The sequence below is a fragment of the Polaromonas sp. JS666 genome, assembly GCF_900103405.1.
In the GTDB taxonomy this organism is placed as follows: domain Bacteria; phylum Pseudomonadota; class Gammaproteobacteria; order Burkholderiales; family Burkholderiaceae_C; genus Polaromonas.
Map to the genome: position 1 here is coordinate 28,841 of NZ_FNHX01000014.1, position 20,829 is coordinate 49,669.

Below are 20,829 nucleotides of genomic sequence, written 5' to 3' on the forward strand. Positions count from 1 at the left end.
CGTACCGTCCAAGCCTGCGCAGGCAGGCTTGGAGCCGCGGTCCTCAGCCCCCTTGAGGGGGGAGGTGATTAAACCCAGCCGGCATCCACCTTGAACTCCTGCGCGGTGCACATGGCGGCGTCGTCGGAGGCCAGGAACAGCACCATGCGCGCGATGTCGTGGGGCAGCAGCTTGTCGGGCAGGCACTGGTTGCGCTCGAGTTCCTTCTCGCCTTCGGCATCCAGCCAGAGCTTGATCTGCCGCTCGGTCATGACCCAGCCCGGCGACACGGTGTTGACGCGGATGCGGTCGCGGCCCAGTGTTTTCGCCAGGCCGCGCGTCAGGCCGTTCACCGAAGACTTGGCGATGGCATAGCATGGGTAGCCGGCGCCCTTGCCCTGCCAACCGGTGGAGCCCAGGTTGATGATGGAGCCGGCGCCCAGCCGCTGCATGCCGGGCACCACCGACTGGATCGCAAAAAAGGCGGGCCGCTCGTTGATCGCGATGCGCTCGTCGTAGTAGGCGGGCGTCACGGATTCCAGGCTGTGGCGGTCATCGCTGGCCACGTTGTTGACCAGCACCGAAAAATCGCCCAGCGACTGCGCCGCTTCGGCAATCGCCGCTTGCAGCGCGGCCACGTCCCGCACGTCGCAAACGCGCCACCAGGGGCGGGCATGCCCGGCATCGGCCAGTTGCTGGGCCAGCGCCTCGCTGGCCTCCTTCGCGACATCAATGAATGCGACACGCGCGCCCTGCTGGGCAAACGCCGTCACGATGGCGGCGCCTATGCCGCTGCCGCCGCCGGTGACAAACACCGACCGGTTTTTCAGGCTGGGAAAGACGGAGAGGGTGTCGCTCGCGGGAGCGGAACGCATGGAGACAGGGCTCGAAATGTTTGACATTGCAATTTATATATAGATTGATTTAAAAACAATAGGTTTTCAACATCACTATGCATTGATATCATGCACCGCGTCAAGAGCCAGGGCGCCCATGCACAGGCCCGCAACAGGGAGACATCAGTGACATTGATTCAGGATACCCCCGCGGACATGCACAGGCCGCAACCAGCCATACCGGTGCCCGGCGCCGCGCTTTGCATTGACCCGGCCGGGGCCCTGCTGGGCGAAGGCACTTTGTGGTCGCCACGTGAAAAGGCCCTGTACTGGGTGGACATTCTGGGGCGCCGCCTGCACCGCTTTGACCCGGCCACCGGTGAACGCAAGAACTGGTCTTTTGGCGAGGAAATTTCCGCGCTGGCCGAACGGGCCCATGCGCCCGGCCTGATCGTCACCCTGCGGCGCGGCTTTGCACTGTTTGACCCGGCTACGGGCGGCGAGCCGCACTACCTGCACCAGCCGGAGCTTGCCTTGCCGGGCAATCGTTTTAATGACGGCAAGTGCGATGCGCAGGGCAGCTTCTGGGCGGGCACCATGGACTTTGACTGCGTGGCCCCCACCGGCGGGCTGTACCGCTATGACCCCGATGGCCGCTGCACCTGCCATGACCAGGGTTTTGCGGTGACCAACGGCCCGACCTGGTCGGCCGACGGGCGCTGCCTGTATTTCAACGACACCGTCAACGGCCGCATCCATGCCTACGACTTCGACAGTGCGGCGGGGACCTTGTCGAACAAGCGACTCTGGCTTGCCTTTGCGGCCGGCGACGGTGTGCCCGACGGGATGACCACCGACGCGGCAGGCCGCCTGTGGATCGCCCACTGGGGAGGGGCCTGCGTCAGCTGCCATGACCCGGTCACCGCGCAGGAGCTGTGCCGCGTGCCGCTGCCCACCAGCCATGTGACCAACTGCGCCTTCGGCGGGCCGGACCTGCGCACGCTTTTTATCAGCACGGCCCGCACCGGGCTCACGCCGGAGCAGCTCGCCGAGCAGCCGTTGGCCGGCGGCCTGTTCGCGGTGGCCATGGACAGCCCGGGCATGCCGGCCGGCCTGTTCGGCGGCTGATGCCGCGCGCAAAGCGCATGACCCCCTTCACCGTGAAAGACCTTCGATGACCGATTCCGCACACCCTGTTGCCTGGTTGCGCCACGCCGGCCAGCGCCTGGGACTGCTGCCCTCGCTGGGCGGTAGCGTCGCCGCCTGGCAGCTCGAGCGTCCACAAGGGCCGCTGGATCTCTGGCGGCCCTGGGACGGCAAAACCGCAGACCTCTACCAGACCGCTTCGTTTGCCATGGTGCCGTGGTCCAACCGCATCAGCGGCGGCGGCTTCCAACACGCGGGGCAGTTTCACGCGATGCGGCCCAACCGCAAGGGCGAGCCCTATCCCATCCATGGCGACGGCTGGCTGCAGCCCTGGGAGCTCTCGCAGCCCGCCGAGGACACGTTGGTGATGACACTGGTGTCGCACGGCTTCGACGGCAACCCTTATGACTATGAAGCCGTGCAGACTTTCCGGCTGGTCGACGGCGGGCTGGACCAGCAGGTGCGGGTGCGCCACCTGGGCGTCGCGCCGCTGCCCTACGGCCTGGGCGTGCACCCCTGGTTCCCGCGCACGCCGCAGACGCGGATCACCGCGCCTGTGCAAGGCCTTTGGCTGTGCGGTGACGACCCGCTGCCGGTGGCGCACACCACCGACTTCCCTGCGGGCTGGGACCTGAACAGCGGCGCGCCGGCCAACGGCCCGCTCATCGACAACGGCTACACCGGCTGGGGCGGCAAGGCCAGCATCGCCTGGCCCGAACTGGACCTGCAGGTCACGACCGGCATGCCGGACTTTGCGCGCGACGGCGGCGCCGCGCGGCACTTCTGCCTGGTCTACCGGCCGCCGCAAGGGACCGCCTTTTGTTTTGAGCCCATCACGCAGCCCATCGACGCCTTCCACCTGCCGGGCCAGCCCGGCCTGCGTGTGCTGGGGCCGGGGGAACAGTTTTCGCTCAACATCCAGTGGCGCATCGAGCCCCTGGCCGCGTAGGGCTGAGCCTAGACAGAGCTTTAAACCTGGCCCGTCAGGCGGCGGGCGGCCTCAAGCACCGGCTTGACATAGGTTTCGCTGTAACGGTTGGCCGGCATGGTCAGCGTCACCGCGCCCGCCAGCACGCCGTCGGCCTTGAACACCGGTGCTGAAATGCCGGCCACCTCGGCCAGCCGGTCGCCAACGGCCGTGTAGTAACCCTGCTCGCGGATCCTGGCGTAAAGCGGGTGGTCTTTTCGTGCGGCGGCCTTTGCCCTGTCAGTGTCGAAGGCAATCAGGATGCGGGCGCCTGTGCCGCGGTCGGCGGGCAGCAGGTCGCCAGCCCGGATGTGGTCGCGGATCGGCTGCGGCGAGTCCACCCGGTACAGGCACAGGCGGGCCTCGCCCTGGCGCACATGGTAGGCCGCGCTCTCGCCGGTGGCCGCGACCAGCTGGCGCAGCACCGGCAGCACCACGCGGTCCAGCGAAAACGAGGCGGCATACACCGCGTTGAGGCGCGCCACCTCGTTGCCCAGCCCGTAACTGCCGTCGTCCAGCCGCTGCACCAGGCGCGCGTGCTCCAGCGAGGCCAAGAGGCGCAGCGTCGTGCTTTTGTACAGCTGCGTGCGGCTTGCGAGTTCCGCCAGGCTCAGCGAGGTGTCGCCCGCGCGGAAGGCCGACAGCAGAGTCAGGGCGCGGTCCACCGCGGCGGCGCCGCCGGGTGCGGCGTGGCTGTCGGCCAGGGATTCGATCTGGGCTTTACGGGGCATACGCAGCTTTCAAGGCTTGGCGCAGCGCGCGGCTTGACAAGCCGGCGTTTAGCGCCGAATATTTCACTAGAGAGAACTATATTCCATCCTACAGAACTATGACCACGAATGCAAGCACCTCCCGGGCATCCCGGCCGCCTCCCGAAGTGCTGATCAGCGAAGTCGGCCCGCGCGACGGCCTGCAATCGGTCAAGGCCGTGATGCCGACGGAGCACAAGCTGCGCTGGATCAGCGCCCTCTACGAAGCTGGCCTGCGCGAGATCGAAGTCGCATCGTTTGTGCCGGCCAGGCTGCTGCCGCAGATGGCCGACGCGGCCGAGGTGGTGCGGCATGCCCTGACCTTGCCCGGCCTGACCGTCATGGCGCTGGTGCCCAACCTGCGCGGCGCGCAGGCGGCCCTGGCGGCCGGCGTGCACAAGCTTACCCTGCCGGTGTCGGCCAGCGCCGCACATTCGCTGGCCAATGTGCGCAAGAGCCGCGAAGAGATGGTCGAAGAGGTGCGCGCCATCGCGGCGCTGCGGCGCGACACCGCGCCGCACGTCAAAGTCGAGGCCGGCATTTCCACCGCCTTCGGCTGCACGCTGCAGGGCGAGGTCGCCGAGGACGAGGTGATACGCCTGGCCGCGCAGTGCATTGCGGCGGGCGCAGACGAATCAGGCCTGTCGGACACCACGGGTTATGCCAACCCGGCGCAGGTCAGGCGTTTGTTCCGCAGGCTGCGCGCGGAAATCGGCGAGCACGCCGGCGCGGCCCATATGCACAACACGCGCGGCCTGGGCCTGGCCAACTGCCTGGCGGCCTACGAGGAAGGCGTGCGCACCTTTGATTCATCGCTGGGCGGCCTGGGCGGCTGCCCTTATGCGCCGGGCGCCTCGGGCAATGTGGTCACCGAAGACCTGGTCTTCATGTTCGAGGCCATGGGCGTTTCGACCGGCGTGGACCTCGCCAGGCTGATGGCCGCGCGGGAGCCGCTGCGGGCCGGGCTGCCGTGCGAGGCGATTTACGGCATGACACCCGAGGCGGGTTTGCCCAAGGGTTTTGTGCAGGGAGCCGTCCATGCCTGACATGCCGGAAACCGGCACGCCACCGAACGGGTCCGCCAAGGCCCTGCCTTATGCCGGCCTGCGCGTCGTCGAATTCACCCACATGGTCATGGGGCCGACCTGCGGCATGCTGCTGGCCGACCTGGGGGCCGAGGTCATCAAGGTCGAGCCGATTGCCGGAGACAACACGCGCAAGCTGATCGGCTCGGGCGCGGGCTTTTTCCCGATGTTCAACCGCAACAAAAAAAGCCTTGCCGTGGACCTGCAGACGCCTGAGGGACGCGAGCTGGTGCTCAAGCTGGTCGCCACGGCCGACGTGGTCAGCGAAAACTTCAAGCCCGGCACCATGAAAAAGCTGGGCCTGGACTATGCCTCGCTCAGCAAGCTCAACGAGCGGCTCATCTACGTGAGCCACAAGGGTTTCCTGCCTGGCCCTTACGACCACCGCACGGCGCTCGATGAGGTGGTGCAGATGATGGGCGGCCTGGCCTATATGACGGGCCGCGCCGGCGACCCGCTGCGCGCCGGCAGCAGCGTCAACGACATCATGGGCGGCATGTTCGGCGCGATAGGCGCGATGGCGGCACTGGCCGCGCGCGAAAAAACCGGCAAGGGCCAGGAGGTGCAGGCCGCGCTGTTCGAGAACAACGTCTTTCTGGTGGCCCAGCACATGATGCAGTTCGCCGTGACCGGCCAGCCCGCCGCGCCCATGCCCAGCCGGATCTCGGCCTGGGCGGTCTACGACGTGTTCACGGTCAAGGACGGCGAACAGATCTTCCTGGCCGTGGTCAGCGACACGCAGTGGGCGGTTTTTTGCGAGGCCTTCGGCCTGCAGGAGCTGCGGGCCGACCCGCGGCTGCAAAGCAACAACGACCGCGTGCGCGCGCGCGACTGGCTGATGCCGCTGCTGCGCTCGCAGCTGGCAGGGCACAGTGCCGCCGAGCTTGGCGCGGTGTTCGAAAAACACGCGCTGCCGTTTGCGCCCATCACGCGGCCGCAAGACCTGTTCGAGGACCCGCACCTCAAGGCCACCGGCGGCCTGGCGCCCATCACGCTGGCCGACGGCGAGCGCGCGGGGCAAACCACTTCCACCGTGCTGCTGCCGCTCACGCTGGGCGGCGAACGGCCGGGCGTGCGCATGAACCCGCCGCGGCTGGGCGAGCACACGCGGGAGCTGCTGCAGGAGCTTGGCTATTCAGGCGAGGCGATCGCAGCCTTGCAGGCCGGCGGCATCACGCGCTGAGCATTCCAGAACAAAACCACAGAACACCCACGGAGACAGACATGAACAACAAGCTGAAAGCGGTTTTGCTGGCCGCCGGCCTGGGCCTGGCCCAGCTCACGGCAGGGGCGCAAACCGCCTGGCCCGCCAAGACCATCCGCATCATCGTGCCCTTCCCGGCGGGCGGGCCGACCGACATCACGGCGCGCGTCCTGGGCCAGGCCATCGGCGAGTCGCTCAAGACGCCGGTGATTGTGGAAAACAAGGCGGGCGGCCACGGTTTCATTGGCGTGGGCGAGGCGGCCAAAGCACCGGCCGACGGCTACACCCTGATGATGGCCAGCATAGGCACCATGGCCATCAACCCCAGGCTGCACGAGAAGATTCCTTACGACGCCAACAAGGATTTCGCGCCGGTGTCCCTGGTGGTGACCGTGCCTATCGTGGTGGTGGCCAATCCGCGGGTGCTGCCGGTGGCGACCTTGCCGGAACTCGTGGAGCGGCTCAAGGCCAACCCCGGCAAGATCAATTTTGCGTCGGCCGGCAACGGTGGCTCCTCACACCTGGTGCCGGAGTACTTCAAGTACCGCACAGGCACTTTCATGACGCACATTCCCTACAAGGGCTCGGGTCCCGCCATCGGCGACGTGGTGGCGGGCCAGGTGCAACTGATGTTTGACACCCTGCTGACCAGCACGCCCTTTGTGAAAAGCGGCAAGCTCAGGATGCTGGGCGTCACCACCGCGCAGCGCCTGCCGCAGTACCCCGATGTGCCCACAGTCGCGGAGGCGCTGAACATGAAGGATTTCGAGGCCTCGTCCTGGTATGCGCTCTATGCGCCCGCCGGCACGCCGCCCGACATCGTCAAGCGCCTGTCCGCCGAGGTGGACGCGGCGCTCAAGCAGCCGGCAGTGGCCAAACGCCTGACGGACCTGGGTGCCATACCCGCCGGAGGCACGCCGGAGAAACTGGCCGCGTTCCAGCGCCTTGAGCAGGACAAATGGGGCAAGGTGATCCAGCTTGCGCACGTCAAGCCGGACTGAACGGGCCTCTTGAGCGGCGACACCGCCATACGACATCAACGGAGACACGCATGAACAAAAACCTGAAAACCATTTTTATCGCCGCGGGCCTGGGCCTGGCCCAACTCACGGCGGGGGCGCAAACCGCCTGGCCCGAAAAGCCGGTGCGCATCATCGTGCCCTACGCGCCCGGCGGCACCACCGACTATGCGGCGCGGCAGATCGCGCAAAAACTCACCGAACAGACCAAACAGTCCTTTTATGTCGAAAACAAGGCCGGCGCCAGCGGCACCATAGGCACGGACCTGGTGGCCAAGGCCGCGCCCGACGGCTATACCCTGCTGACCAACGACACCACCTATGCGATGCTGCCTTCGCTGTTCAACAAGCTGCCCTGGGACCATGCCAACGGCCTGGTGCCGGTGACCACCATCGCGCTGACGCCGGTGGTGCTGGTGGTGGGCGTCAACTCGCCCTACAAGACGCTGGCCGAACTGCTGGCCTTCGCCCAGAAGAACCCGGGCAAACTCAATTTCGGCTCGGGCGGTCCGGGCAGCTCCACCCACCTGTCGGCCGAACTGCTCAAGAAGGAAGGCAAGTTCTTCATGACCCACATCCCCTACAAGGGCGCCGGCGAAGCCATGCTGGCGGTGGTGTCGGGCCAGGTCGACGTGCTGGTCACCGCCAGCCCCACGGCGATCCCGCAGGTCAAGGGCGGCAAGCTGCGCGCGCTGGCCGTCACCGGCGACAAGCGCCTGTCCAGCCTGCCCGATGTGCCCACCTTCCGGGAAGCGGGCCTGCGCGGTTACACGGTCACCAACTGGTTCGGCCTGGTGGCACCCAAGGGTACGCCGCCCGAGCTGGTCGGCAAGCTGCAGGCAGAAGTCAAAAAAGCGCTGGCCGACCCGGCCCTGCGCGAACGCCTGGCGCAGCAGGGCGCGCAGCCCGGCGGCATGGCGCCGGCCGACTTTGCCGGTTTCATCAAGCAGGAAACCCTGATCTGGGGCACGGTCGCCAAACTCGCCGGCGTGAAGCCCGAATAAGGGCCGCGCAGCATGTGGAACCTGTCCTTCACGCCACCGCAAGTCATTGAAGCCCGGGTGCTGACCCGCCTGCCGGACAGCCTGCGCCAGCCCCGGCCCACAGCCTGGGTGGATGCCAACAAGCCCGGCCACGTCATGGACAGCTTTCTCGAGGGCCCGGCCTTCGACCGCGCCGGCAACCTGTACTTGGTCGACATTCCCTACGGCCGCATCTTGCGCGTGAGCCCCGAGCTGCAATGGACGCAAGTCGCGCAGTACGAGGGCTGGCCCAACGGCCTGGCGGTGCACCGCGACGGCAGCGTCTGGATCGCGGACTACCGGCGCGGCATCCTCAGGCTGGACCCGGCCACAGGCCGCGTGGACACGGTTCTGGGCCACCGCAACAGCGAGTCCTTCAAAGGGGTGAACGACCTTGCTTTCGACGCGCAAGGCCAGTGCTATTTCACCGACCAGGGGCAGACCGGCCTGCACGACCCCACGGGCCGCGTCTACCGGCTGCGCGAAAACGGCCAGCTCGACCTGCTGCTGGGAAACGCGCCCAGCCCCAACGGCCTCGCGCTGAGCGCTGACGGCAAGCTGCTGTTTGTCGCCGTGACGCGCGGCAACGCGGTGTGGCGCGCGCCGCTGCTGCCCGACGGCTCCATCTCCAAGATGGGCGCCTTCCAGACTTTCTTTGGCGCCAGCGGCCCCGACGGCATGGCGCTGGACGCTGAGGGCCGGCTGGTGGTCGCGCATGCCAGCCTGGGCGGCGCTTTTGTGCTCAATGCGCGCGGCGAAGTCACGCATTTCGTGCGCAGCCCCGTGGGCGCCACGGTCACCAATGTCGCCTTCCGGCCGGGCACACGCGAACTGCTCATGACGGAATCACAGACCGGCAGCGTGCTGACGGCAGAGCTGCCCGCGCCGGGCCAGCTTTTGTATTCACACGACACTCCGGAATGAACAGCGGAATAAGCAGAGATTCTCTGTTGATTACTGACATTCATGCGCATAATGAAGGCGCATGGACAAACTCAAACAGCTGGAATCCTTTGTCTCGGTGGTGGCGCGCGGCAGCCTGACGGCGGCCGCCAAATCCGAAGGCGTGGCGCCGGCCATCATGGGCCGACGGCTGGACGCGCTGGAAGAGCGGCTGGGCGTGAAGCTGCTGGTGCGCACCACGCGGCGCATCGCGCTCACGCATGAAGGCAGCGCCTTCCTGGAAGACTGCCAGCGCCTGCTGGCCGACCTGGCCAATGCGGAGGCCAGCGTGTCGGCCGGCGGCGTCAAGGCCAGCGGGCATCTGCGCATCACCGCGCCGGCGGGCTTCGGGCGCCGGCACGTCGCGCCGCTGGTGACCCGCTTTCGCGAGCAGCATGCCGACGTGACGATCTCGCTGAACCTCAGCGACCGCGTGGTCGACCTGGCGGGCGAAGGCTTTGACTGCGCCGTGCGCGTGGGCGACCTGCCCGATTCCTCGCTGGTCAGCGTGCGCATGGCCGACAACCGGCGCCTGTGCGTGGCCACGCCGCGCTACCTCAAGACCCACGGCACGCCGCAGCACCCCAGCGAGCTGGCGCGTTTTGACTGCCTCACGCTGTCCAGCGACGCCTCGCAGACGCGGGGCTGGGCCTTCCAGGTGGGCGGCGAGCTGGTGCACCTCAAGCCGGGCGGGCCGCTCGACTGCTCCGACGGCCAGGTCCTGCACGACTGGTGCCTGGCCGACTGCGGCATTGCCTGGCGCAGCACCTGGGAGGTCGAATCGGAGATCGCCGCCGGGCGGCTGACGGCGGTGCTCGAAGACTTTGCCGCGCCACCCAACGGCATTTACGCCGTGTTCCCGCAGCGCAAACATTTGCCGCTGCGGGTGCGGCTGTGGGTAGACTTTCTCAAGCACCACTACAGCCAGCCCGAATTCTGGCGCAGCCCGGCGGCCACCGCCGCCGCCCTCAAGCCCTGACAAACCCCACAAGGAATAAAGGACCCCGCGATGACGCTCGAAGCCCTGCTGGCCTATGCCCACCTGCTGGCGATTCTCACCATGGTGGTTTTTCTCGCGAGCGAGGCGGCGCTGTGCCGCGTCGAATGGCTGAACGCCGCAGTGGTCGAACGGCTGGGCAAGATAGACATGGTCTACGGTATCTCCGCGGGCCTGGTCCTGGCGACCGGCCTGGCGCGCGTGTTCCTGGGCAGCAAGGGCGCGGCCTGGTATGCGCACAACCCCCTGCTCTACTTAAAACTGGCGATGTTCCTGGTGATAGGGCTGATCTCCATCAAGCCGACGCTGATGTTTGTGCGCTGGCGGCGCGCGCTGCGCGCCAATGGCGCCCTGCCCGACGCGGTGGAGGTCAAAAAAGCACGCCGACTGGTGATGGTGCAGGCGCACATCCTGCCGTTTATCCCGCTGGTGGCGGTGTTCCTCGCGCGGGGCTTTGGCTAAAGAAGACCGCGCACCAGCCAGAAGGCGGTGCCCCACATCATCAGCGCCACCAGCAAGTCCATGGCGCGCCAGACGGCCGGTGAGTTGAGCCGGCGCCCCACGCACCACAGCGCCACCCCCAGGCCGGTGAACCACAGCAGCGAACCGGTGATGGCGCCCAGGCCGAACACCGCGTTGTCGGGCTGCGCATAGGCCAGCGAGGCCGTGCCTATGACCACGGCCGTGTCCAGCCAGGCATGGGGATTGAGCCAGGACAGCGCCAGCGCCAGGCCCACCGCCTTGCGGCGCGAAATGATCTCGGCGGCGGCCGGCGCACCGTCAGCCGACCGCGGCGCCGGCTGCAAAAAACGGCGCATCGCCTGGGCGCCGTAGACCAGCAGCACCAGCGCGCCCGCGCCCGTCATCGCGCCCAGCAGCTTGTCGGACAGGCCGCCCAGCTGCGCCAGCCCCATCACCCCCAGGGCGATCAGCGCCACGTCGGTCAACACGCAGAGGGCGACCGTGAGCCACAGGTGCTGGCGCAGCAGGCCCATGCGTATGACGTGGGCGTTTTGCGGGCCTATGGCCATGATCAGCGAGAGGCTCAGGACCATACCGGTCAGGAAAGCAGGGGCGGCAAGCGGGTTCATACGGTTCTTCAAAGGTTCATGAGAGTCGGCTTGCACGCAGTGTCGGGCAAAGCCCATAATGCTTAAACAAAGTTAACTAAAACTCAGATTGATCAATTAATACTTGACTCAAACCCACCGATGCTCGACGCCCGACAACTCGATGCCCTGGCCGCCGTGATTGAGCACGGCAGCTTTGGCGAGGCCGCCAAAACCCTGAGCCTGACGCTGGCCGCCGTCTCGCTGCGCATCAAGTCGCTGGAAGGCGAGCTGGGCCAGCGCCTGCTGGTGCGGGGCAAGCAGGTGCGCGCCACGCCGGCCGGCCAGGCCTTGCTGGGCCATGTGCGGCAGTTGCGGCTGATGGAGTCCGACCTGCTGGCAGGCCTGCAGGGCGGCGGCAAGGCCGGGCGCCTGCAAAGCCTGAGCGTGGCGGTGAATGCCGATTCCCTGAGCAGCTGGTTTTTACCCGGTGTGGCGCCGGTGCTGCAGGGCCACGGCCTGCTGCTGGATGTGGTGGTGGACGACCAGGACCACACCCACGATGCGCTCAAGAGCGGCGACGTCACCGGCTGCGTGACCACACTGGCCCAAGCCATGCGCGGCTGCGTGGCCGAGCCCCTGGGCGTGATGCGCTACCGCTGCATGGCCTCGCCGGCGCTGGTTGCGCAATGGAGCGAGCCTGCGCTGGGAGGCAAGGCGCAGGGGCCTAACCGCCTGGCCCATCGCCTGCTGGCCAGCCCGGCCGTGATCTTCAACCGCAAGGACGCGCTGCAGGACACTTTCCTGGCCCAGCATTTCAAGCTCAAGGGCGCGCTCTACCCGCGCCACTTCGTGCCGGCCGTCGATGCCTTCGAGCTCGCGCTGGAGCTGGGCATGGGCTGGGGCATGGTGCCCGACATCCTGCTGGCGGCGCGCGCGCACCGTCCGCCGCTGCAGGAGGTGTTGCCGGGCTGCGCGGTCGACGTGCGGCTGTATTGGCAGCACTGGGCGCGCGAGCCGCTGGCGGCGCAGCGGCTGACGCAGGCCGTCAGGCAGGCGGCGAAGGAGCAGCTGCTGCAGGACTGAGGCCGGCAAAAAAAAGCCTGCCGGGTCGTCCCTGGCAGGCTGTTTGTGAGAAGCAGAGCGGCTTTATTTGCTCAGGCACTCTTTCATGAAAGCCTTGCGTTCGTCGCCCTTTTTGCCCTTGGCATCGACGTTGCAGCTTTTCATCTTGTCTTGCTGCGTGGCCTTCTTGGCGCTCAGGCATTCCTTCATGAAGGCCTTGCGTTCGTCGCCCTTCTTGCCCTCGGCATCCTTGTTGCAAGTGCCCATCTTGGTTTGCTGCGCGGTCTTGGCGGGAGCGTCCTGGGCATGCGCCACCGGAGACAGGATCATGGTGGCGGCAAAAGCGAAGGCGGTCAGGGATAACAGCTTTTTCATGGTGGCTCCAATGGGTTGGGAATCGGGATTGAGTTCCGGCTGGAATTCCAACACATAACGCCGGGCCAGGCAAATTCGATGACCGGGCATGCGCGCGCGCCGGGCGGCGCATGGCTTAACCGTAAAATCAGCCCATGCTCTCGATTAAAAAAGACCTGCTCGCGGCCCTGGCCGCGGGCCTGGAAGAACTTTCCCCCGGCGCGGGCGACAAAGCCGCGTTTGAATCCCCCAAGGTGGCGGCCCACGGTGACTTCGCTTGCACGGCCGCGATGCAGCTGGCCAAGCCGCTCAAGCTCAATCCGCGCCAGCTCGCCGAAAACCTGCGCGCCATTTTGCTCAAGGCCCCGGCCTTCGAGCGCTGGGTGGACGCCATCGAGATCGCCGGCCCCGGCTTCATCAACATCCGCCTCAAGCCCGCCGCCAAGCAGGAAACCGTGCGCGAGGTGCTGCAGGCCGGCGCCGCCTACGGCACGCAAGCGGCAGGCAGCGGGCAGCGCATGATCGTTGAATTCGTTTCAGCCAACCCGACCGGGCCGCTGCATGTGGGCCACGGCCGGCAGGCCGCGCTGGGAGACGCGATCTGCAACCTGTTCGCCACCCAAGGCGCGCAGGTCTGGCGCGAGTTCTATTACAACGACGCGGGCGTGCAGATCCAGACCCTCGCCGCCAGCACGCAGGCGCGCGCCAAGGGCCTCAAGCCCGGTGATGCCGGCTGGCCCGAATCGGCCTACAACGGCGACTACATCGCCGACATCGCGGCCGACTTCCTGGCGAAAAAAACGGTCAAGTCGGACGACCGCGAGTTCACCGCCTCCGGCGACGTGGACGACATGGACTCGATACGCCAGTTCGCCGTGGCCTACCTGCGCCACGAGCAGGACCTGGACCTCAAGGCCTTCTCGGTCAAGTTCGACAACTATTACCTCGAGTCCAGCCTGTACAGCTCGGGCCGCGTCGACGCCACGGTGGCGAAACTGAAAAACGCCGGCAAGACCTATGAACAGGACGGCGCGCTGTGGCTGAAGTCGACCGATTACGGCGACGACAAAGACCGCGTGATGAAAAAGAGCGACGGCAGCTACACCTACTTCGTGCCCGACGTGGCCTACCACCTGGCCAAGTGGGAGCGCGGCTTCGGCAAGGCAATCAACATCCAGGGCATGGACCACCACGGCACCATCGCCCGCGTGCGCGCGGGGCTGCAGGCTGCCGGCGAGGGCATTCCCCAAGGCTACCCCGACTACGTGCTGCACACCATGGTGCGCGTCATGCGCAACGGCGAGGAGGTCAAGATCTCCAAGCGCGCCGGCAGCTACGTCACGCTGCGCGACCTGATCGAATGGACCAGCGCCGATGCCGTGCGTTTCTTTTTGCTCAGCCGCAAGCCGGACACCGAGTACATCTTCGACATCGACCTGGCGCTGGCCAAGAACAACGAGAACCCGGTGTACTACGTGCAGTACGCGCACGCGCGCATCTGCTCCATCCTCACCACCTGGGCCGAGCAGGGCGGCGACGAAGCCAGCCTGAAGTCGGCCGACCTCTCGGCGCTGGACAGCCCGCAGGCCCAGGCGCTGATGCTGCTGCTGGCCAAATACCCCGAAATGCTGGCCAATGCGGCCGCCGGCCTGGCACCGCACGACGTGGCGTTTTACCTGCGCGAGCTGGCCGCCTGCTACCACAGCTATTACGATGCCGAGCGCATCCTGGTCGATGACGAGGCCGTCAAGCGCGCCCGGCTGGCACTGGTCGCCGCGACCGCGCAGGTGTTGCACAATGGCCTGGCGGTGCTGGGCGTGAGCGCCCCGCGCAAGATGTAAGAACGCCGGTAGCAACCGGATTTTCAGGACAAGGCAATGAACGTGGGCAAGGGTATGAATACACAACGAGGCGGGACGCTGCTGGGTTTGATCATTGGCGCGCTGATAGGCCTGGGCGCCGCGCTGGCCGTGGCGGTCTACATCACCAAGGTGCCCGTGCCTTTCATGAACAAGAGCCAGGCGCGCAATCCCGACAGCGACGCCGCGGAAGCCAAGAAGAACAAGGACTGGAACCCGAACGCGCCGCTGGCCGGCAAGAACCAGCCCAAGCCGCCGCCAGGCGCGGCCAACCCTGAAGTGCCCGGTGTTGCCGTTCCCGACCCCGCCGCGCCCAAGGCCGCCGCCTCGGCGCCCGCCAAAGCCGCCGCCGCCAAGCCCGCCCCCGCGGCCGACCCGCTGGGCGACCTGGCCAAGGCCAAGGTCGAAGGCCTGTCGTCCGGCCCCAGCGTCGACCCTTTCAGCTACTTCATCCAGGCCGGCGCCTTCCGCACGCCCGAAGACGCCGAGCAGCAGCGCGCCAAGCTGCTGTTGCTGGGCATGCAGGCCAAGGTCACCGAGCGCGAACAGGCCGGCCGCACCGTGTACCGCGTGCGCCTCGGGCCTTTCGACAAAAAGGAAGATGCCGACAAAGCCAAGGAGCGGCTGGACAACAATTCCATTGAAACGGCGCTGGTCCGCGTGCAGCGCTGACCCCCCGCGCTGCCGATAAGCTGAACTTTTCACGGGGCCGGTGTACAAACCCCTGTGCCCCGCACCACGAGGCCGCCGTCCGCAGGGGCGGCTTACCCACCATTTCTGTCATACCAGGAGAAGAATCTGATGCAACGCCGTGAGTTTTCGTTTTCAGCCGCCTCGGCGGCCGTCGCCAGCCTGGGCGGCATCGCCCTTCCCACGCTGGCGCAAGCCCAGGCCAAGGCCCCCAAGGATGGCGCCGACTACGTGACGCTGGACAAGCCGGCGCCCACCGAGGTTCCCGCGGGCCAGGTCGAGGTGGTGGAGTTCTTCTGGTACAGCTGCCCGCATTGCAATGCCTTTGAACCGACGCTCGAGGCCTGGATGAAGCAGGCGCCCAAGGACGTGACGGTGCGGCGCGTGCCGGTCGCCTTCCGCCCCGATTTCGAGCCCCAGCAGCGCCTTTTTTATGTGCTCGAGGCCATGGGCAAGGTCGAGGAACTCCACAAAAAGGTGTTTTACGCGATCCACGTGGAAAAGTTCGCGCTCAACACCGCCGACTCCATCGCCGCCTGGGCCGAAAAACAAGGCCTGGACAAGGCCAAGTTCATCGAGATGTACAACTCCTTCACGGTCACCACCAAGGCCCGCAAGGCCACCCAGCTGCAGGACATCTACAAGGTTGACGGTGTACCGGCGCTGGGCATTGCGGGGCGTTACTACACCTCGGCCACCCTGGCCCAAAGCATGGTCCGCGCGCTGCAAGTCACCGACTACCTGATCGCGCAGTCGCGCGGCAAGAAATAAACCTTCCGTCCAGGGCCGCAACGGCCCACGCCAAAAACCCGCCTCGTTCCAGGCGGGTTTTTTTATGCCCCTAATATTCACCCGTGCAAGCCATTCCCACAGCTTGCATGGCTACAATGGCCCAACCCAAAGCAGCAAGATTCGTGCCTTATGAAACACCCCCTTTATTCCCTCGTCCTGCCGGCCGCTTTGGCGCTGGGGGCGGCGTTTCCGGCCTGGGCCGAAAAAGCCGACCGGGACAAGCCCATGAACGCGGAGGCCGATGCCCTGCGTTATGACGACCTGAAGCAGACCAGCGTGTTCACCGGCAACGTGGTGATCACCAAGGGCACCACCATCGTGCGCGGCGCGCGGGTCGACGTGAGCCAGGACCCCGAGGGCTACCAGCAGGCGATCGCCATCGCGGCGCCCGGCAAGCTGGCTTTCTACCGCAAGAAACGCGACGGCGTGGACGAATACATCGAAGGCGAGGGCGAACGCATCGAATACGACAGCCGCGCCGACCTCGTCAAATTCATCAAGCGCGCCGTGGTGCGCCGCTACAACGGCGCCACCCTGGTGGATGAAACCACGGGCGCCATGATCGTCTACGACAACAACACCGACGTCTTCACCGTGGACGGCGGCGCGCAGAACAGCACCGCCGCCAACCCAAGCGGGCGCATACGCGCCATGCTGTCGCCGCGCGCCGCCGCGTCAGCCCCGGGCGCCGCGCCCGCCCCCGCAGCCCCGCCCGCTGCCTTGCGCCCCAGCACCACGCTGGGCAGTGAAAAGAAATAGAAAGAACCTGCACAGATGGATGTGGTGACTGACACTTCGGCGGCCAAGGCCGCAACCCCCAGCCGCCTGGTGGCGCAGGGGCTGCAAAAATCCTACGGCAGCCGCAAGGTTGTGCAGGACGTTTCGGTGGCCGTGCAAAAAGGCGAGGTCGTGGGCCTGCTGGGCCCCAACGGCGCCGGCAAAACGACCTCCTTCTACATGATCGTGGGCCTGGTGCGCGCCGATGCCGGCGAGATTTCCATCGACGGCCAGTCGGTCGAGCACATGCCCATCCACCTGCGCGCCCGCCTGGGCTTGAGCTACCTGCCGCAGGAAGCCTCGATTTTCCGCAAGCTCACGGTGGAAGAGAACGTGCGCGCCGTGCTGGAGCTGCAGCTGGACGCGAACGGCAAGCCGCTGGGCCGCGCCGACACCGAGTCGCGGCTCGATGCCCTGCTGCAGGACTTGCGGGTGGACCATTTGCGCAATTCGCCGGCGCCGGCGCTGTCGGGCGGCGAGCGCCGCCGCGTCGAGATCGCCCGCGCCCTGGCGACCCAGCCGCGCTTCATCCTGCTTGACGAACCCTTCGCCGGCATAGACCCCATCGCCGTGATCGAGATCCAGCGCATCATCGGCTTCCTGAAGTCGCGCGGCATCGGTGTGCTGATCACCGACCACAATGTGCGCGAGACGCTGGGCATCTGCGACCACGCCTACATCATCAGCGACGGCCATGTGCTGGCCCAGGGCACGCCGTCCGAGATCGTGAACAACGCCGATGTGCGCCGCGTCTATCTGGGCGAGCACTTCAAAATGTAAGATGGCTCCCCCCCGTTGTCGCTCACTTCGTGTAGCGCCCTCCCCCCTCGAGGGGGCGGCGCCTGCGGCCCGGCTAAGCCGGTTCCGCGGCCCCTGCTCGAACTTTTTCTGCGCTCCCATCAAAGCTCCTTGACATGAAGCAGGGTCTCTCGCTCCGCGTCTCGCAGCATCTTGCGCTGACGCCCCAGCTGCAGCAGTCGATACGCCTGCTGCAGCTGTCCACGCTCGAGCTGAGCCAGGAAGTCGAGCAGATGCTCGACGAAAACCCGTTTCTCGAGGTGTCGGACGAAACCGCGGTGCGCGAGGAGTTCGGCCTGGAGCATGTCAACACGCCGGTCAGCCAGGACAGCCGCGAGTTTGAATCCGCCGCCGATGCAACAGCCGGCGGCGCGGAAGACGCGGGCCTTTCGACGGCCGGCGAAGCCGAGGTCAGCGCGGAACCCAAGCTCGAGGAAAGCTGGGAAGGCGACGGCACGGTGGAGACCGCGCCCGACGACAGCGAATGGGGCAGCGACGCGCCGCCGCGCAAGAACAACAACGAGGAAAGCGAGGCCGAGGCCTCGGACCTCACGGGCGGCCATGAGTCGCTGCAAGACCATTTGCACCGCCAGTCGCTGGGCCTGCGCCTGTCCGAGGAAGACCGCGCGGCCCTGCATTTCCTGATCGAGTCGCTCAACGATGACGGCTACCTCGAAGACAGCCTGGCCTCGCTCGCCGCCGGCCTGGCCGGCGGCGACATGGAACAGGCCGAGGAGCTCGAGCAGCGCTTTGCCATGGCGCTCAAGCTGCTGCACCACATGGAGCCGGCCGGGGTGGGCGCGCGCAACCTGGCCGAGTGCCTGGGCCTGCAGTTGCTCGACTGCAAGGACTGTGAGGAGACCCGCGCCGCCATCGCCGTGTGCAAGCATCCGATGGAGCTGCTGGCCAAACGCGACGTCAAGCGCTTGTCCTACCTGTGCGGGTTCACCGAGGCGGCCATCAAGGGCGCGATCGCCGTGATAGGCCGGCTCGATCCCAAACCCGGGCGCCGCTTCGTGAACGTGGAACGCAACCTCATCGTGCCTGACGTCATCGTCGTGAAGTCGGGCCGGGGCTTCAAGGTCACGCTCAACGGCGACGTGATGCCGCGCCTGCGCGTGCACGACATCTACGCCAACGCCCTCAAGCAGCACAAGGGCCAGGACGGCCAGGCGCTGCAGCAGCGCCTGCAGGAGGCGCGCTGGTTCATCAAGAACATCCAGCAGCGCTTTGACACCATATTGCGCGTGAGCAGCGCCATCGTCGAGCGGCAAAAGAGTTTCTTCACGCACGGCGAACTCGCGATGCGCCCGCTGGTGCTGCGCGAAATCGCCGACGAACTGGGTCTGCACGAATCCACGATTTCACGCGTGACCACCGCCAAGTACATGGGCACGCCCTTCGGCACCTTTGAGCTGAAGTATTTCTTCGGCTCCGCGCTGGGCACCGAGACCGGCGGCAACGCCTCGAGCACGGCGGTGCGCGCGCTGATCAAGCAGTTTGTCTCCTCCGAGAGCGCGAAAAAACCGCTCAGCGACAACCAGATTTCTGAAATGCTCAAGGAGCAGGGCATCGAATGCGCGCGCCGCACCGTGGCCAAGTACCGCGAGGCCCTGCGCATAGCGCCCGCCAACCTGCGCAAGTCTCTCTAAGTCTCTTCATGAACCAACTCCAGTTATTTTTACCGTGCGCCGCGGGTGTCGAAGCACTGCTTGCCAGCGAAGTGCAGCGCATCACCGGCATCCAGGGCAAGGCCTGGCGCGCCGGCGTGCAATTGCAGGCTTCCTGGCGCGACGCGCTGCAGCTCAACCTGCACAGCCGCCTGGCGCAGCGCGTGCTCATCGAGCTGCAGCACAACCAGTACCGCGGCGAGCAAGACCTCTACAACGCCGCCGCCAACGTGGCCTGGGAGATCTGGTTCACGCCCAAGCAGACCTTCAAGGTCGAGATCACCGCCCAGCACAGCCCGCTGACCAGCCTGAACTTCGCGGCGCTGAAGATCAAGGACGCGATCGCCGACCGTTTTCGCGCCAAGTTCGACGACGTGCGGCCCAGCGTCGACACGCGCTGGCCCGACGTGCGTGTCTACGTGCACCTGACGACGGACACCGTCACGATTTACATCGACACCTCGGGCGAGCCCCTCTTCAAACGCGGCTGGCGCGAGGACAAGGGCGACGCGCCGCTGAAGGAAACCCTGGCCGCCGCGATGATCGCCGCCAGCGGCTGGGACCAGCTGTGCAAAACCGGCGTGCCGCTCTACGACCCCTGTTGCGGCTCGGGCACCATCGCCATCGAGGCGGCGCAGATCGCCTGCAACATCGCGCCCGGTATCAACCGGCGCTTTGCCTTCCAGAAGTATTTGCCCTTCCAGGGCCATGTGTGGGACGGCCTGCTGGACCAGGCCGAAGCCGCCATCACCGAGCCCACTGCGCCGGTGTTCGGCAGCGACGTGTCTTTTCGCATGGTCGACTTCGCCGAGCGCAATGCCGAGCGTGCCGGCGTGGCCAATGCGGTGGAGTTCCGCGGCGGCGACGCGCTGCAGCGCATGCCGCCCGCGCCTTCGGGCGTGATGCTGGTGAACCCGCCTTATGGCGAGCGCATCGACGTTGCCGGTGTGGCCGGCATCACCGGCGTGCAGGGCCGCGACCAGCGCCGCCAGCAAGGACATGCCGAAGGGCGCGTGCAGCACGACCACCGCAACCAGCCCATCGACGAGTTCGGCCAGCCTTTGAGGCCCGACAGCGGCGACACGCGTGAAGAGCCCGCCTTCGAGACCTCGCGCGACCGCTCGGCCAACCCGGGCCGCGAACAGGCGCAAAACGCCTGGGGCGAGGAAGCCGACGACTTCTTCCCGCAGCTGGCCGCGCACTGGAAGAAAAATTACGCGGGCTGGACGGCCCACGTGCTCACGCCCGACCTCAAGCTGCCCGGCAAGATGCGCCTGAAGGAATCGCGTCGCGTGCCCATGTGGAACGGCCCGATCGAATGCCGGCTGTTTCGCTTCGACATGGTGGCCGGCTCCGCTCGCGGCAAGCCGGGCGCGGCGCGCGAGCCGGCGCCGTGACCGCGCAGGCGCGCCAGCCCGTGGTGCTGGACACCAACATCGTCCTGGACCTGTTTGTCTTCAACGATGCGGTCGCGCAGCCGCTGAAGCAGGCACTGCAAGCCGGCGAGCTCGACTGGCTGGCCACTGAGCCCATGCGCGATGAACTGGCGCGCGTACTGGCCTATCCGCAGATCGCGCCGCGCCTGGCGTTTTACCAATTGAGCGCCGACGACGTGCTCGCGGCCTTTGATCGGCATGCCCGGCTGCTGGAAGTAGCGCCCAAGGCCGGCGTCACCTGCAGCGATGCCGACGACCAGAAATTCATAGACCTGGCGGTGACGGCCAAAGCCCTGTTGTTAAGCAAGGACCAGGACGTGCTCTCCATGGCCAAACGGCTAGGCAGCCTCGGCGTCAGGGCGCAGAGCGCCATGCAGCCCTAGCGGCAGGCGG

Annotated in this window: 22 protein-coding genes; 18 read left to right on the top strand and 4 right to left on the bottom strand. The window is 66.7% G+C overall.

Annotation, left to right across the window (positions count from 1 at the left end; genetic code table 11):
* Window positions 1–68: 68 nt before the first annotated feature.
* On the bottom strand, window positions 69–881 hold the full coding sequence (locus BLQ85_RS22000; RefSeq protein WP_074580104.1) for an SDR family NAD(P)-dependent oxidoreductase: 813 nt from the start codon (window positions 879–881) through the stop codon (window positions 69–71).
* 150 nt (window positions 882–1,031) lie between these two features.
* Here BLQ85_RS22000 and BLQ85_RS22005 point away from each other — a divergent pair, with 150 nt between their 5' ends.
* Both BLQ85_RS22005 and BLQ85_RS22010 read left to right on the top strand, forming a co-directional pair.
* Complete coding sequence (locus BLQ85_RS22005; RefSeq protein WP_074580105.1) at window positions 1,032–1,943, top strand: SMP-30/gluconolactonase/LRE family protein; 912 nt, start codon at window positions 1,032–1,034, stop codon at window positions 1,941–1,943.
* Window positions 1,944–1,989: 46 nt separating this feature from the next.
* The gene (locus BLQ85_RS22010; protein ID WP_074580106.1) at window positions 1,990–2,910 is read left to right on the top strand and encodes an aldose 1-epimerase; all 921 of its coding nucleotides are present in this window, start codon (window positions 1,990–1,992) and stop codon (window positions 2,908–2,910) included.
* Between the two features lie 20 nt (window positions 2,911–2,930).
* Here the strand turns inward: BLQ85_RS22010 and BLQ85_RS22015 are convergent, their stop codons facing one another.
* Window positions 2,931–3,659 carry an IclR family transcriptional regulator gene (locus tag BLQ85_RS22015; RefSeq protein WP_074580107.1) on the bottom strand — a complete coding sequence of 243 codons (729 nt, stop codon included), beginning with the start codon at window positions 3,657–3,659 and terminating at the stop codon, window positions 2,931–2,933.
* 98 nt (window positions 3,660–3,757) lie between these two features.
* Between BLQ85_RS22015 and BLQ85_RS22020 the strand changes: the two genes are divergently transcribed.
* The 7 genes from BLQ85_RS22020 to BLQ85_RS22050 all read left to right on the top strand — a co-directional run bounded on the left by BLQ85_RS22020 (window position 3,758) and on the right by BLQ85_RS22050 (window position 10,408).
* Window positions 3,758–4,723, top strand: coding sequence for a hydroxymethylglutaryl-CoA lyase (locus BLQ85_RS22020; RefSeq protein ID WP_074580108.1), 966 nt, complete (start codon window positions 3,758–3,760; stop codon window positions 4,721–4,723).
* Window positions 4,716–5,945, top strand: coding sequence for a CaiB/BaiF CoA transferase family protein (locus BLQ85_RS22025; RefSeq protein WP_175456174.1), 1,230 nt, complete (start codon window positions 4,716–4,718; stop codon window positions 5,943–5,945). The genes BLQ85_RS22020 and BLQ85_RS22025 overlap by 8 nt, the downstream gene beginning before the upstream one ends.
* A 41-nt stretch (window positions 5,946–5,986) precedes the next feature.
* Window positions 5,987–6,967, top strand: coding sequence for a Bug family tripartite tricarboxylate transporter substrate binding protein (locus BLQ85_RS22030; RefSeq protein ID WP_074580110.1), 981 nt, complete (start codon window positions 5,987–5,989; stop codon window positions 6,965–6,967).
* 50 nt (window positions 6,968–7,017) lie between these two features.
* Window positions 7,018–7,989 (top strand): Bug family tripartite tricarboxylate transporter substrate binding protein, encoded by a 972-nt coding sequence (locus BLQ85_RS22035; RefSeq protein WP_074580111.1) that lies wholly within the window; start codon window positions 7,018–7,020, stop codon window positions 7,987–7,989.
* Between the two features lie 12 nt (window positions 7,990–8,001).
* Window positions 8,002–8,931 carry an SMP-30/gluconolactonase/LRE family protein gene (locus tag BLQ85_RS22040; protein ID WP_175456175.1) on the top strand — a complete coding sequence of 310 codons (930 nt, stop codon included), beginning with the start codon at window positions 8,002–8,004 and terminating at the stop codon, window positions 8,929–8,931.
* A 61-nt stretch (window positions 8,932–8,992) separates the two neighbouring features.
* Entirely contained in the window at window positions 8,993–9,928 is a 936-nt protein-coding gene (locus BLQ85_RS22045) for a LysR family transcriptional regulator (RefSeq protein WP_074580112.1), read from the top strand.
* A gap of 30 nt (window positions 9,929–9,958) precedes the next feature.
* A complete protein-coding gene (locus BLQ85_RS22050; RefSeq protein WP_007872710.1) occupies window positions 9,959–10,408 on the top strand; it encodes a DUF2214 family protein in 450 nt (149 codons plus the stop codon).
* On the opposite strand, the gene BLQ85_RS22055 is transcribed toward BLQ85_RS22050, so the two are convergent.
* On the bottom strand, window positions 10,405–11,037 hold the full coding sequence (locus BLQ85_RS22055; RefSeq protein WP_074580113.1) for a LysE/ArgO family amino acid transporter: 633 nt from the start codon (window positions 11,035–11,037) through the stop codon (window positions 10,405–10,407). The genes BLQ85_RS22050 and BLQ85_RS22055 overlap by 4 nt on opposite strands.
* Window positions 11,038–11,157: 120 nt before the next feature.
* Between BLQ85_RS22055 and BLQ85_RS22060 the strand changes: the two genes are divergently transcribed.
* Window positions 11,158–12,081 carry an HTH-type transcriptional regulator ArgP gene (locus BLQ85_RS22060; RefSeq protein ID WP_074580114.1) on the top strand — a complete coding sequence of 308 codons (924 nt, stop codon included), beginning with the start codon at window positions 11,158–11,160 and terminating at the stop codon, window positions 12,079–12,081.
* Window positions 12,082–12,144: 63 nt separating this feature from the next.
* Here the strand turns inward: BLQ85_RS22060 and BLQ85_RS22065 are convergent, their stop codons facing one another.
* Entirely contained in the window at window positions 12,145–12,435 is a 291-nt protein-coding gene (locus BLQ85_RS22065) for a PsiF family protein (protein WP_074580115.1), read from the bottom strand.
* Between the two features lie 134 nt (window positions 12,436–12,569).
* Between BLQ85_RS22065 and argS the strand changes: the two genes are divergently transcribed.
* The 8 genes from argS to BLQ85_RS22105 all read left to right on the top strand — a co-directional run bounded on the left by argS (window position 12,570) and on the right by BLQ85_RS22105 (window position 20,819).
* Window positions 12,570–14,255: an arginine--tRNA ligase gene (argS, locus tag BLQ85_RS22070; RefSeq protein ID WP_074580116.1), complete on the top strand. Its 1,686-nt coding sequence runs from the start codon at window positions 12,570–12,572 to the stop codon at window positions 14,253–14,255.
* Between the two features lie 54 nt (window positions 14,256–14,309).
* Window positions 14,310–14,945: an SPOR domain-containing protein gene (locus tag BLQ85_RS22075; protein ID WP_074580161.1), complete on the top strand. Its 636-nt coding sequence runs from the start codon at window positions 14,310–14,312 to the stop codon at window positions 14,943–14,945.
* Between the two features lie 129 nt (window positions 14,946–15,074).
* A complete protein-coding gene (locus BLQ85_RS22080; RefSeq protein ID WP_074580117.1) occupies window positions 15,075–15,734 on the top strand; it encodes a thiol:disulfide interchange protein DsbA/DsbL in 660 nt (219 codons plus the stop codon).
* 150 nt (window positions 15,735–15,884) lie between these two features.
* Complete coding sequence (gene lptA, locus BLQ85_RS22085; RefSeq protein WP_074580118.1) at window positions 15,885–16,514, top strand: lipopolysaccharide transport periplasmic protein LptA; 630 nt, start codon at window positions 15,885–15,887, stop codon at window positions 16,512–16,514.
* A gap of 15 nt (window positions 16,515–16,529) precedes the next feature.
* Complete coding sequence (lptB, locus tag BLQ85_RS22090; protein WP_074580119.1) at window positions 16,530–17,312, top strand: LPS export ABC transporter ATP-binding protein; 783 nt, start codon at window positions 16,530–16,532, stop codon at window positions 17,310–17,312.
* A gap of 134 nt (window positions 17,313–17,446) precedes the next feature.
* Window positions 17,447–18,982 (top strand): RNA polymerase factor sigma-54, encoded by a 1,536-nt coding sequence (locus BLQ85_RS22095; RefSeq protein WP_074580120.1) that lies wholly within the window; start codon window positions 17,447–17,449, stop codon window positions 18,980–18,982.
* An 8-nt stretch (window positions 18,983–18,990) separates the two neighbouring features.
* Window positions 18,991–20,397 carry a THUMP domain-containing class I SAM-dependent RNA methyltransferase gene (locus BLQ85_RS22100; RefSeq protein WP_074580121.1) on the top strand — a complete coding sequence of 469 codons (1,407 nt, stop codon included), beginning with the start codon at window positions 18,991–18,993 and terminating at the stop codon, window positions 20,395–20,397.
* Window positions 20,394–20,819 carry a putative toxin-antitoxin system toxin component, PIN family gene (locus BLQ85_RS22105; RefSeq protein WP_074580122.1) on the top strand — a complete coding sequence of 142 codons (426 nt, stop codon included), beginning with the start codon at window positions 20,394–20,396 and terminating at the stop codon, window positions 20,817–20,819. Before BLQ85_RS22100 ends, BLQ85_RS22105 begins: the two co-directional genes overlap by 4 nt.
* Window positions 20,820–20,829 lie beyond the last annotated feature (10 nt).